The 12766-nt window shown below is 56.7% G+C and carries 10 protein-coding genes, 1 tRNA gene and 1 other RNA gene; 11 read left to right on the top strand and 1 reads right to left on the bottom strand.

Features of this window, described 5'->3' with window-relative positions; translation table 11 throughout:
* The first annotated feature begins 20 nt into the window (after positions 1–20).
* The 3 genes from bglF (at position 21) to M2407_RS23065 (ending at position 4824) form a co-directional block, all read left to right on the top strand.
* Positions 21–1883, top strand: a complete 1863-nt coding sequence (gene bglF, locus M2407_RS23075) for a PTS beta-glucoside transporter subunit IIABC (protein ID WP_259220008.1) — start codon at positions 21–23, stop codon at positions 1881–1883.
* Between the two features lie 14 nt (positions 1884–1897).
* On the top strand, positions 1898–3301 hold the full coding sequence (locus M2407_RS23070; RefSeq protein WP_115057938.1) for a glycoside hydrolase family 1 protein: 1404 nt from the start codon (positions 1898–1900) through the stop codon (positions 3299–3301).
* Between the two features lie 128 nt (positions 3302–3429).
* The gene (locus M2407_RS23065; protein WP_198639905.1) at positions 3430–4824 is read left to right on the top strand and encodes a carbohydrate porin; all 1395 of its coding nucleotides are present in this window, start codon (positions 3430–3432) and stop codon (positions 4822–4824) included.
* Positions 4825–4827: 3 nt separating this feature from the next.
* Here M2407_RS23065 and M2407_RS23060 read toward each other — a convergent pair whose 3' ends face one another.
* The gene (locus M2407_RS23060) at positions 4828–5427 is read right to left on the bottom strand and encodes an HD domain-containing protein (protein ID WP_041415142.1); all 600 of its coding nucleotides are present in this window, start codon (positions 5425–5427) and stop codon (positions 4828–4830) included.
* Between the two features lie 112 nt (positions 5428–5539).
* Here M2407_RS23060 and M2407_RS23055 point away from each other — a divergent pair, with 112 nt between their 5' ends.
* From M2407_RS23055 to M2407_RS23020, 8 genes are all read left to right on the top strand, one after another.
* A complete protein-coding gene (locus tag M2407_RS23055; RefSeq protein WP_020824719.1) occupies positions 5540–6004 on the top strand; it encodes a MarR family winged helix-turn-helix transcriptional regulator in 465 nt (154 codons plus the stop codon).
* A gap of 157 nt (positions 6005–6161) precedes the next feature.
* A complete protein-coding gene (locus M2407_RS23050) occupies positions 6162–6587 on the top strand; it encodes an organic hydroperoxide resistance protein (protein WP_004934114.1) in 426 nt (141 codons plus the stop codon).
* A gap of 223 nt (positions 6588–6810) precedes the next feature.
* Entirely contained in the window at positions 6811–8505 is a 1695-nt protein-coding gene (eptB, locus tag M2407_RS23045) for a kdo(2)-lipid A phosphoethanolamine 7''-transferase (protein ID WP_259220007.1), read from the top strand.
* 364 nt (positions 8506–8869) lie between these two features.
* Positions 8870–9460, top strand: a complete 591-nt coding sequence (gene uhpA / locus M2407_RS23040) for a transcriptional regulator UhpA (RefSeq protein WP_020824721.1) — start codon at positions 8870–8872, stop codon at positions 9458–9460.
* Positions 9460–10995 carry a signal transduction histidine-protein kinase/phosphatase UhpB gene (uhpB, locus tag M2407_RS23035; RefSeq protein WP_259220006.1) on the top strand — a complete coding sequence of 512 codons (1536 nt, stop codon included), beginning with the start codon at positions 9460–9462 and terminating at the stop codon, positions 10993–10995. The genes uhpA and uhpB overlap by 1 nt, the downstream gene beginning before the upstream one ends.
* Positions 10996–11095: 100 nt before the next feature.
* Positions 11096–12427, top strand: coding sequence for an MFS transporter (locus M2407_RS23030; RefSeq protein ID WP_020824723.1), 1332 nt, complete (start codon positions 11096–11098; stop codon positions 12425–12427).
* 120 nt (positions 12428–12547) lie between these two features.
* A tRNA-Pro gene (locus M2407_RS23025) sits at positions 12548–12624 on the top strand.
* Positions 12625–12656: 32 nt separating this feature from the next.
* Positions 12657–12766: non-coding RNA, RtT sRNA (locus tag M2407_RS23020), on the top strand; the annotation flags it as partial.

Raw genomic sequence — 12766 nt, 5'->3', positions numbered from 1 at the left:
CAGGATTGAAGGATATTGCGATGAAATATGAAGCATTAGCCAGTGAGATTTTGGCCGGCGTCGGTGGCCGCGACAACGTAAAAAGCCTGGTGCACTGCGCCACTCGCCTGCGCTTCAAGCTGCGCGACAGCCGCCGTGCCGACGCCGCCGCCCTGAAAAAAAATCCGGGTGTGATCATGGTGGTGGAAAGCGGCGGGCAGTTTCAGGTGGTGGTAGGCAACCATGTGGCCGACGTCTACAACGCGGTCAATCAGGTGGGCGGCCTGAGCGAGCGTGAGGCGGTGGCGGAAGATGGTGACAAAAAAGACAATCTTTTCAGCCGCTTTATCGACGTGGTCTCCGGCATTTTTACTCCGCTGTTGGGGGTGATGGCCGCTTCGGGGATCTTGAAAGGCTTCCTGGCATTGAGCTTGGCCTGCGGCTGGCTGCTGGAGAGCAGCGGCACCTTTAAAATGCTGTTTGCTGCCAGTGATGCGCTGTTTTACTTTTTGCCCATCATGCTCGGTTACACCGCTGGGAAAAAATTTGGCGGTAACCCCTTCATCAGCATGGCGATCGGCGGTGCTTTGACCCACCCCCTGATGATGGCGGCGTTTGAAGCCGCCCAGCAGCCCGATGCGGTGCGGGAGTATTTCTTCGGTATCCCACTGACCTTTATCAACTACAGCTCGTCGGTCATTCCGATCATATTTGCCGCCTGGATTTCGTGCTGCCTGGAGCCGCTGTTTAACCGGGTGATCCACAGCGCGGTCCGCAACTTTATTACGCCGCTGTTGTGCCTGGTGATCACCGTCCCGCTGACTTTCCTGCTGATCGGCCCGGCGGCCACCTGGCTCAGCCATCTGCTGGCCAATGGCTATCAGAGTATTTACGCCTTTAACCCGATTATTGCCGGGGCGTTTATGGGCGCGATGTGGCAAGTGTGCGTGATCTTTGGCCTGCACTGGGGACTGGTTCCCTTGATGATCAACAACCTGAGCGTGTTTGGCCGCGACACCATGGTGCCGCTGCTGCTGCCGGCCGTGATGGGGCAGGTGGGGGCTACGCTGGGCGTGATGTTGCGTACCCGTGACGCCAAACTTCGGGCGCTGGCAGGTTCTGCTATCGGCGCAGGGATTTTTGGTATCACCGAGCCCGCCGTTTATGGCGTGACCCTGCCGAACAAGCGGCCGTTTATTTTCGGCTGTATCGGGGGGGCGCTGGGCGGAGCGGTGATCGGTTATTTCCACACTGCCACCTATTCCTTTGGTCTGGTGAACGTTTTCACCTTTGCGCAGATTATTCCCGCCGGTGGCTTTGACGCCACGGTGTGGGGTGCGATTGCCGGTACCTTGCTGTCGTTCTGCTTTGCGGCGGTGGCCAGCTATCTGTTCGGCGTGGTGCCCGTTGAAGCGGTCGCCGAGCAGGCGCCTGCAGCCCCGCTTAACCGCAAACAGTCCGTCGTCAGCCCGATTGCCGGTGACGTATTGCCGCTGGAGCAGGTGAACGACGCGACTTTCGCCAGCGGTTTATTGGGCAAGGGGGTAGCGATTGTCCCATTGCAGGGCCGAGTGGTGTCACCGGTCGCGGGGCACGTGGCCTCATTGTTTAAAACCCGGCATGCCATCGGCATTGAATCGGACGACGGTGCGGAGATCTTGATTCACGTCGGTATAGATACCGTCAAGCTCGACGGGCTGCATTTCAGCGCCCATGTGCGAGAGGGGGATCGGGTTAAGCCAGGCGATCTGCTGATTGAGTTTGACCAGGCAGCGATCCGCGCCGCCGGTTTTGACACCACTACGCCGATCATCATCAGTAACAGCGATGACTACGTCGAGGTGTTGGCCAGTGGCGAGAGCAGGGTGCGGGAGCAGGCGCCGCTGCTGACTTTATTACGTTAACCGAGGAGAAAACCATGAGCAGCAAATTTCCAGACCATTTTCTGTGGGGCGGTGCGGTAGCGGCCAATCAGGTGGAAGGAGCCTATCAGACCGACGGCAAAGGCCTATCGACCTCTGATTTGCAGCCGCAGGGCATTTTCGGCGCGATTGTCCCACGGGTTGACGGCGACAGCGGCATCAAGGACGTGGCGATCGATTTTTATCATCGTTACCCGCAGGACATCGCGTTGTTCGCTGAAATGGGCTTCAAGTGCCTGCGAACCTCCATCGCCTGGACGCGGATTTTCCCGCAGGGCGATGAGGACACCCCGAACGAGGCGGGGTTGGCGTTCTATGACCGGTTGTTCGACGAAATGGCGAAGTACGGCATTCAACCGCTGATCACGCTGTCGCACTACGAGATGCCGTATGGGCTGGTGAAACGCTACGGCGGCTGGGGCAGCCGCAAGACCATCGGCTTTTTTGAACGCTACGCACGCACGGTGTTCGAGCGCTATAAGCACAAGGTGAAGCACTGGCTGACCTTTAACGAGATCAATATGTCGCTGCATGCGCCCTTTACCGGCGTTGGCCTGGCAGAGGACAGCAGCAAGAGCGAGATTTACCAGGCCATTCATCATCAACTGGTGGCCAGCGCCAGGGCGGTCAAAGCCTGCCACGAAATCGTGCCGGACGGCAAAATCGGCAATATGCTGCTGGGCGGTATTGTTTACCCGCTGAGCTGCCGACCGGAGGACGTGCTGGAGACTCAGCGCCAGAATCGCGACTGGCTGTTCTTTGGTGACGTGCAGGCCCGCGGTGACTATCCGGCCTATATGCAGCGCTACTTCCGCGAAAACGGCATTCAGATTGAGATCACCGCCGAAGACCGGCTGGCGCTGCGCGAGACCATCGATTTTATCTCCTTCAGCTATTACATGAGCGGCTGCGTCACCACCGACGAACAGCAGAACAACGCCGCCCGCGCCAACATTCTCAATATGGTGCCTAACCCGCATTTGGCCAGTTCGGAGTGGGGCTGGCAGATCGACCCCGTTGGCCTGCGTTATTTGCTGAACGTCTTGTACGATCGCTATCAGAAGCCGTTGTTTATCGTGGAGAACGGGTTGGGGGCCAAGGACCGTATCGAAGCCGACGGCAGTATCAACGACGACTACCGCATCGATTATCTCAACGATCATCTGGTGCAGGTGGCGGAAGCGATCGACGACGGCGTGGAAGTGATGGGCTACACCAGTTGGGGGCCAATCGATCTGGTCAGCGCTTCTAAAGCCGAAATGTCCAAACGCTACGGCTTTATTTATGTCGACCGCGACGATGCCGGTAACGGTAGCCTGGAGCGCCATCGCAAAAAGAGTTTTTACTGGTATCGCGACGTGATTCAAAGCAACGGTAACTCACTGAAAGAAAAAGCCTAGGTTTTACCCATTAACCCGGTGGCAATCACCGGGTCATGACCTTTATCTACTGCTGCCAATGTTTGGGGAATTCTCGCCCAGGGAATGCTGTTGCCCGCAGTCAGCGTAATATGCGGAGAAATATAATAATGAAATACCCATTACCTCACTCAATAACCTGCGCAGGATTACTGTGGGTCAGCGTTGGCGCACAGGCGGAAACTTTGCAAACCGCCAAAGACGTGGAGGCGCCAACGGCCCAGTGGCAAGGCGTCGCGCTCGGGTTCGAACCGCCACAACCTGGGTTGTTGGGCGACATGCTGGGGATCAGACCGATCCTGGAAGATCATGGCTTTCACTATAATCTGGGTTATCTCAGCCAGCTTTCCTATAACGCCGGCGGTGGATATAACCACGACAGGCAGGCGTCCTATATCGATCAGTTCTCGCTGACCTTCAGCCAGGACCTGCAGGCGCTGACCGGCATTCCGGATGCGGCGCTTGAAGGCAATATCGTTAACCGCAACCATGATAACAACCTGACGCGTGACCGCCTGCAGGATCCGCGCGTTAATCCGACCGATTTGTCCCAGGAAAGTTACGGCGGCCAGTCGATCACCCGGCTGGGCTGGCTGACCTTTAGCCGCAGTTTTCTGGAGCGTCGGCTGCAATGGCGTATCGGCATGATGAACAAGGTGCAGGATTTCGATCAGATCATTCCCTGTGACTTCCAGACGCTGACGCTGTGCGGCGGCAAGTCCGCCAACTCATTGACCTGGTATAACTGGAACGTCCACTACTGGGGTACCACGCTGCAATACAAACTGACCGACGGGCTGACCTTCAAAACCGGCCTGATGGAGCAGAACCCAAGCGCCCCAAGCCGCAGCCATGCCTGGAGCTGGTCGACCAAAGGCAGTAAAGGCCTGTTGCTGCCGATGGAGCTGGAACTGAAAACCCATGCGGTCAATCAGTTGCCGGGGGTTTATAACCTGGGAGTGTTGTTCACCAATGCCAGGCAACAAGATTTGTATGAGGGGGTCTCCGGCGGCCCGGGAGCGAGCGATCCAAACGGCTATCGCAGCCATGACCGCACCTGGTTCCTGTACAGTGGTTTTAACCAACAGCTAACGCGTCATCCGGATGATGCCAATCGGGGTTTGAGCCTGTTCTACAGCCTGGGATTGGCAGATCCGCGTTCCAACTATATGCATTACTCCACCTCCACCGGTATTCGCTACCGCGGATTGTTTGACGCGCGGCCGGACGATTGGCTGGGCCTGGGCGTTTCAATGGTCAAGTTGAGCGACCATTACCGGGATAATCAGCGTTACCTGAATCAACTCAACAACGCCACCGCGTATAACGATCCCAATTTCCGCCCGGTGCCAGGACATTCCGTGACGGCAGAACTCTACTATCGCTTCAACGTCACCCCCTGGCTGCAACTGCAGCCGGGCCTACAATACTGGCATCATCCGGGGGGCGTAAGTGAAACGCAGGATGCCTGGGTGACGGCGTTGAAAACCGTAGTGACCTTCTGAGGGTTACGCCGCATCGCTTTCCCGGTAACGCTGGCGTGCATGTTCGAACCAGCTTGCCGGGACGTTATGCGGCGGCAACAGCAGCTTTTCCAGACCCTGCTCGACGATATGGTTGGCCTGGCGCCACAGCGTCGGGTCGCCTTCGGTCAGCACTTCCAGCAGACGCTGTTTTTCTATCAAATAAGTGCGCGCAAAATGGCTGTCGAATTCCAGCAGTGAACGGGTGTTGTCGATCAGATCGGCCAGTTTGATGGTTTTGGCCTGCGGTGAAGCGTTGGCGCTGTGCCGTCGATCACGGTTTTTACGTTCGAAGCGGTTACCGCCGCCGGTGCCGCTGACGTTGGTCAGCATTGCCACCAGTTCTGCCACCTTTGGCCCAAAATGGCTCTCGATATCGCCGAGGGTGGTGGGCGTGTCTTCCACTGTGTCGTGCAGCCAGGCGGCAGCCAGCATTTCCTCGCTGTGCGGCACGCTGCTGACGATTTCCATTACCGCCTGCGGATGAACGATGTAGGGGTCATTGGTGTATTTGCGGCGCTGATCGATAGCCGCATGCGCCTTGGTGGCGTAGCGGCGTGCGCGTTCTACCAGTGTGGTTGTCATATCCTTTTCCTCCGGCACAGCACCCTGCTGTGGCATCCCCTGCATTAAAAAAGGTAGCATACCGATTAAAAAATAGCTTGCGATTACATCGTGCGCTATCTATATTCAAAACATGAAAAGTAAAAACCCCGAACACCCCGTAGCGAAAAACCTGCTGCTGCTCGATCAGCAGATGTGTTTTGCCCTGTACTCCGCCAATCTGGCGTTGCACAAGGTGTATCGCAAACTGCTGAGCCAGCTTGATCTCACCTATCCGCAATATTTGGTGATGCTGGTGCTATGGGAGCGTGACGAAATCACGGTTTCGGACATCGGCGAGCGGCTGTTTCTTGATTCCGCCACGCTGACGCCGCTGTTGAAGCGGCTCGAGACGGCAGGGCTGTTGTTGCGTTACCGCGCCACGACCGACGAGCGACAGGTGATTATCGCGTTAACCGACGCCGGGCGCGCGCTGCGTGAAAAAGCGCAGGCGGTGCCGGAAGCCGTGATGTGCGCTACCGATTGCAGCCTCGATGAAATCGTTAATATCAAGCAGCAGCTCGAAAAGCTGCGCGGCAAGCTGATAGATCAGATTTGAAGAACGGCTGCCAGACGCAGGATCGGCGATCCTGCGCTACACTGAAATAAGTGGGTAATTTAAGTAGTGCACGATTTAATCGTGAAAGATAGACCTGTGATCGGGTTCAGCCAACTGGATCCGATATGATGCCTCCAACCAAAAGAAGGAATGATTTATGTCGATTGAAAAAGTTGTTTACCGCGCTCATGCCACAGCAACCGGTGGCCGCGATGGCCGTGCGACCTCATCCGACGGCGTGTTGGATGTCAAACTGGGCGTGCCGAAAGAAATGGGTGGTGCGGGCGGTGAAGTCACTAACCCAGAACAGCTGTTTGCTGCCGGTTACTCGGCCTGTTTCCTCGGCGCGCTGAAGTTTGTTGCGGCGAAAGAAAAGGTGAAAATTCCTGCCGAAGCCAAAATTGATGGCACCGTCGGCATCGGTGAAATCCCCAACGGTTTCGGTATCGAAGTGCAACTGGATATCAGCCTGCCGGGTATCGAGCGCAGCGTGGCGGAAGACCTGGTGAAAAAAGCCCACGTGGTCTGCCCTTATTCCAATGCTACCCGCGGCAATATTGATGTAACGCTTAACGTTAAGTAAGACTTTCGCCAACGTCACGGAAAAAGGGGAGGGTTATTATCCCTCCCTTTCTCGTTCTGCCCCGCCTGTACACTTCACACAAAAATAAAAAAAATATCCGTTTCTTGAGAATTCTCTTGATTATTACCCCCGAAATAGCGCTTATTGCCGATCGGCTGAACCTGAAGCCGCATTGAATGTCTGACTGATTCAGAACCGTTACCGTCCGGAGCCACCGCGTTACATGAACAAAGTTAAATCGCTTTCACAGCAGAATTTATCGTTATTGTTAGCGATTTATATCGGCATCTTTTTAAACCTTTCCGTTTTCTATCGTCGCTTTGATTCGTTTTCGCACGGCATCCAGGGGATTAAGGTTATTTCTGCGGTAACCGAGGTTATCGCTATCGTGCTGTTTACCTTCTTTATCATGCGGCTGGTCTCGCTTGGTGGCCGGCTGTTTTACCGTATCGTTGCTTCACTACTGGTGCTGATTTCCGTTGCCGCCAGCTATTACATGACGTTCTTCAACGTGGTGATTGGCTACGGCATTGTGGTCTCGGTCATGACCACGGATATCGACCTGTCAAAAGAAGTGGTCGGCTTGCACTTTGTATTGTGGATGCTGGTGCTCAGCGCCTTACCGCTGTTGTGCATTTGGAAAAACAACCTGCGCTACACGCTGATCGAACAGCTGAAAACTCCAGGGCACCGGGTGAAACCGCTGGTGGTGTTGGTGGCGGTGGTGGCGCTGGTGTGGTTGCCGCTGCGTATGTTGGACAGCGAACAGAGCGCGCAGGAAAAAATCACCAATGTGGATTTGCCGAGCTACGGTGGCGTAGTGGCGCACTCCTATTTGCCATCCAACTGGCTGTCTGCGCTGGGGCTGTTTGCTTATACCCGGTATGACGAAAGCCAGGATCAGGCCAATTTGTTCGACCCGGCCAAGAACTTTACCTATGTGCCGCCGGCCGATATCGATGATACCTACGTGGTGTTTATTATCGGTGAAACCACGCGCTGGGATCACATGGGGATACTGGGTTACGACCGTGACACCACGCCACGCCTGTCCAAAGAGAAAAACCTGGTGGCGTTCCGCGGTGAATCCTGCGATACCTCGACCAAACTTTCTCTGCGCTGCATGTTCGTGCGCGAAGGCGGTACCTCGGACAACCCGCAGCGTACGTTGAAAGAGCAGAACGTGTTTGCAGTGCTGAAGGATCTGGGCTTCACCTCGGAGCTGTTCGCCATGCAGAGCGAGGTCTGGTTCTATAACAATACCGAAGTGAACAACTATTCGTTCCGCGAAATGATCGCCTCCGAGAAACGCAATGACGGTAAATCGGTTGACGACATGCTGTTGGTGGACGAAATGAAAGAGTCGCTGGCCCGCTATCCACAGGGCAAGCACATGGTGATCCTGCACACTAAAGGTTCGCATTACCTCTATTCACAGCGTTATCCACGCAGCTACGCGCGCTACCAACCGGAGTGTACCGGCGTCGACAATTTCTGTTCTAAAGAGCAGCTGGTTAACGCCTTCGATAACTCAGTGTTGTATACCGACAGCTTTATCGCCAACGTGATTGATCAGGTGCGTGAGAAGAAGGCAATTGTGTTCTATTCGTCCGATCACGGCGAATCTATCGGCGAGAATTCGCACCTGCACGGTACGCCGCGTGAAATGGCACCGCCGGAGCAGTTCCGCGTACCGATGATGGTATGGGCATCCGATAAATTCCTGGAAGATCCTCAGCATCGCTGGGCGTTTGAACAACTTCAGGCCCAACAGCGCGTGGGTAAAACCCACCGTCATGTAGAGCTGTTCGATACCATTCTCGGCTGCCTCGGATATACCTCGCCGAACGGCGGCATCGTGGCGAAAAACAACTGGTGCAATGTTCCGCAGGAAAAAACGCCGGCGGCACAGTTGTAACCTCTGCATACCGGGCGCACTGCGCCCGGTAAAATCTGTTAATACCTTCCCTTCATCAATTAATCCGGCTCAGGCTTGCGGTATATACCCGTCATCTTTCAACTTGCAGCGTTGTTACCTGCTTACAAGACCCGTCCGTGGGTCTTGCCCCTTCGGGGCTGCTGCAAGCAGCGTTCAAATCTGTTCCCGACAGATTTGTTGTTCACCCCAGTTACTGTAGGGGCGAATAAATTCGCCCCGATTAATGCGGGCGCAGCATGCGGCGCCCCTACAATACCTGGAGATGAACGAGCTGGGCACCTAGCTGCAACTTGAAAGCTATAGGGTATACTTGGGCACTTTCCCCCTCGAACCGGAGATTTCCATGACCTTGCGCGTGGCGTTTATTGACGATCATGACATTGTGCGATCGGGCTTTGTGCAACTGCTGTCGCTTGAGGCGGATATTCAGGTGGTGGGGGAATTCAGCAGTGCTGCTCAGGCGCGCGCTGGGCTACCAGGCCTGGAGGCGGAAATCTGCATCTGCGATATTTCGATGCCGGATGGCAGCGGGTTGGATTTGCTGGCGGACATCCCTTCCGGTATTCGGGTGGTGATGTTGTCGATGCATGACAACCCGGCGCTGGTGGAAATGGCGCTTGAGCGTGGTGCCTGTGGCTTCTTGTCCAAACGCTGCAAGCCTGAAGATTTGATCACCGCGGTGCGCACCGTCGCCAGCGGCGGCGTGTACCTGATGCCTGAAATCGCCCAACAGCTGGCACGGGTGAAGGTGGATCCCCTCACGCGTCGCGAACGCGAAATCGCGCTGTTACTCGCCCAGGGGCAGGAGGTACGGGAGATTGCCGTCGCCCTGGGGCTATCGCCGAAAACGGTCCACGTGCATCGCGCCAATCTGTTCGCCAAGCTGGGCATTAACAATAACGTCGAACTGGCGAAGCGGATGCTGAATCTGTGATGCAACGCCTGATCACCCAACTGGCGCTGTTTTTCATTTATGCCACCAGTGCGTTTTGCCTGTGGGGCATCGGCACCGCGCTGATCGACCCGCCCTGGCAGGCGCTGCTGCTGTTCCCGTTTGGCCTGCGCCTGGGCATTCTGCTGCAAAGCCCTTATCGCTTCTGGCCGGGGATCTTGCTGGCCGATCTGCTGCTGATGGTATTGCTGGCGGATCAGTTCGGTTACGGGCCGGCGCTGTGGGCTTCGGTGGTGGTGCTGGTGTTGACGGTGCTGCTTAGCCTGGTCGCTTCCCCGTGGCTGCTGCGCCATCAACAAAACGACAGCGAATGGCAATGGCCGCTGATGCAGGGCGCGGTGGTGGCGGTCGCCGCACTGCTGCAGGCGCTGGTGTGGCAGGTGGTGAAGGGCGAGGGCGCACGTGCGCTGTTGCTTGGGCTGGCGGGTGGCTTCACCATCGCCCCGACCTGCCTGCTGCTATGGCACTATCTGGCGCGGCAAATCTGGGTACCGCTCGAACCGGGCCTGATCCATAAACCGGTGACGCTGCGTTTACGGCATCTGGCTACCTATCTGCTGCTGTTTGCGCTCAGTATCTGGCTGCAACAGCAGGTGAATGCCGCCGAGCTGCGCCGCTTTGCGCCGTTTTGTCTGGCTATCCCGATCGTCTTCATGTCGTACCGTTACGGTTGGCAGGGGGCGCTGTTGGCGACGCTGCTCAACGGCGTGGTATTGGTCGCCAACGAGCCACCGCAGCCCGAGTCGCATCGCGACCTGCTGTTGTCGCTGCTGGCCCAGAGCCTGACCGGGCTGCTGCTTGGGGCCGGCATTCAACGCCAGCGTGAGTTGAACCAGCAGCTACGGCTGCGATTGACGGAAAACCGCCAGCTGGCGCGCGCGCTGGTGACGGCCGAAGAGCAAACCCGGCGGGAGGTCGCGCGTGAGCTGCACGACGAAGTCGGCCAGACCATCACCGTTATCCGTACCCAGGCCAGCATTATCAAGCGTCTGGCACCACAGCCTCCGGTGATCGGCTGTGCAGAAGCGATAGATACGCTGGCGCTGCGGGTGTATGACGGCGTTCACGACGTGCTGACTCAGCTGTGGCCCGCCGCCCTGAATAACCTGCCGCTGTCGGCGGCGGTGGCGGCGATGTTGCGTGAGTCGCTACCGCAGGATACGTCGCTGGTGAGCACGATGCAGTGGCAGGTACCGGATGAACTGCTGGATGAAACGCTGAAAATTACCCTGTACCGGGTCTGTCAGGAAGGGGTGACCAACGTCTGTCGCCACGCTGCTGCCAGCCGCATTGAGCTGGACGCGCGTCTTCGTCACCGTAAGGGGCGACCGCCGCAAATCCTGCTGACCATTCGCGATAATGGCATCGGTATCGATTTGGCCGACCATGAGCCGGGTTACGGCCTGCGCGGCATGCAAGAGCGCATTAGCGCACTGGGGGGCCAACTGCGGCTGACGTCGGAGCATGGCACCTGTTTGAATGTGATCTTACCCACAGTTTCAACGGCAGAAGCGTAAAACTAGGAAATACTCCTAACTGCGTCGGGAATCCGGCGTAAGCCATTCGCGCGCGCGCGCAGCATGATAGCGGCACTTTTCCTATTCTCTGAGGTTTCACATGTGGTCTTTCCTTAAAAGCCGCCAGGATGTGCCGCCGGTTACCGATCAAAAACAGATCGATGCCAGCTATAAATACTGGCGTATCCAGCTGATGTGGACGATGTACATCGGCTATGCCGCGTTTTACTTTACGCGCAAAAGCTTCAACTTCATCATGCCGGCTATGCTGAGCGATCTTGGCCTGACGATGTCCGATGTTGGCATCCTGGGGACGCTGTTCTACATCACCTACGGCTGCTCGAAATTTATCTCAGGCATGATCAGCGATCGTTCCAACCCGCGCTATTTTATGGGCCTGGGTCTGATCATGACCGGCGTGCTCAATATCTTCTTCGGGCTTAGCTCTTCGTTGCTGATGCTGGGTACGCTGTGGATCCTCAACGCCTTCTTCCAGGGCTGGGGCTGGCCACCTTGTTCAAAAATCCTCACCAGTTGGTATTCCCGCTCCGAACGCGGCAGTTGGTGGGCTATCTGGAACACTTCGCACAACTTCGGTGGTGCGCTGATCCCGCTGCTGGTCGGTTTTATCTCGCTGCACTTCAGCTGGCGCTACGGCATGATCATTCCGGGCATTATCGGTGTGTTATTGGGCCTGCTGATGTGTTGGCGTCTGCGTGACAAGCCATCATCCATGGGGTTGCCTAGCGTCGGTAAATGGCGCAACGACGCCATGGAACTGGTGCAGGAATCGGAAGGCCAGGGCCTGACCAATCGGGAAATCATCAAGCGTTACGTGCTGACCAACAAGTACATCTGGCTGCTGGCAGTGTCTTACGTGCTGGTATACATCGTACGAACGGCGATCAACGACTGGGGCAACCTGTACCTGACGCAGGAAAAAGGCTATTCGCTGATGACCGCCAACTCGGCGATTTCCCTGTTCGAAGTGGGTGGCTTTATCGGCTCGCTGGTGGCCGGTTGGGGCTCCGACAAGCTGTTCCGCGGTAACCGTGGGCCAATGAACCTGATCTTCGCCATCGGTATCTTCCTGTCGGTGGCGGCGCTGTGGCTCATGCCGGGTGTGACCTTCCTGCTGCAGGCTGCCTGCTTCTTTGCCATCGGCTTCTTTATCTTTGGCCCGCAGATGCTGATCGGCATGGCGGCGGCGGAATGTTCGCACAAGGATGCTGCCGGAGCGGCGACCGGTTTCGTCGGTCTGTTTGCCTACCTCGGGGCGGCACTGTCCGGCTACCCGATTGCCCGCATCATGGAAATCTGGCACTGGAACGGTTTCTTCGTGGTGATCTCTATCGCCGCCTGCCTGTCCGCGCTGTTCCTGCTGCCGTTCTTGCGTGCGCAATCACCGGCGCTGAAAACCGCCAAGGCATGATGCAAAAGCGCGGTACAGGGCATTGTACCGCGCTTTATGACGCTTTTATCGCCACTTGGCGGACTGGGTTGAAAAAGTGATTGACGCGTATTATCCCCAGCAGTAAGATGCGCCCCGCATCGGCGAGTAGCGCAGCTTGGTAGCGCAACTGGTTTGGGACCAGTGGGTCGGAGGTTCGAATCCTCTCTCGCCGACCACATTCGAAAAACCTGCTTTATAAGCAGGTTTTTTTTCGCCTGTTATTTATAGGATGAGAACCTCCGAAGGAGGTTTGAGCCGAGCGCAGCGAGACCACGTTGCTTTAGCAACGGCCCGCAGGGCAAGCATCAAAGATGCGCG

Source organism: Serratia sp. BIGb0234 (genome assembly GCF_024809915.1).
In the GTDB taxonomy this organism is placed as follows: Bacteria; Pseudomonadota; Gammaproteobacteria; order Enterobacterales; family Enterobacteriaceae; genus Serratia; species Serratia liquefaciens.
This window is presented reverse-complemented; position numbering and strand designations above follow the sequence as displayed.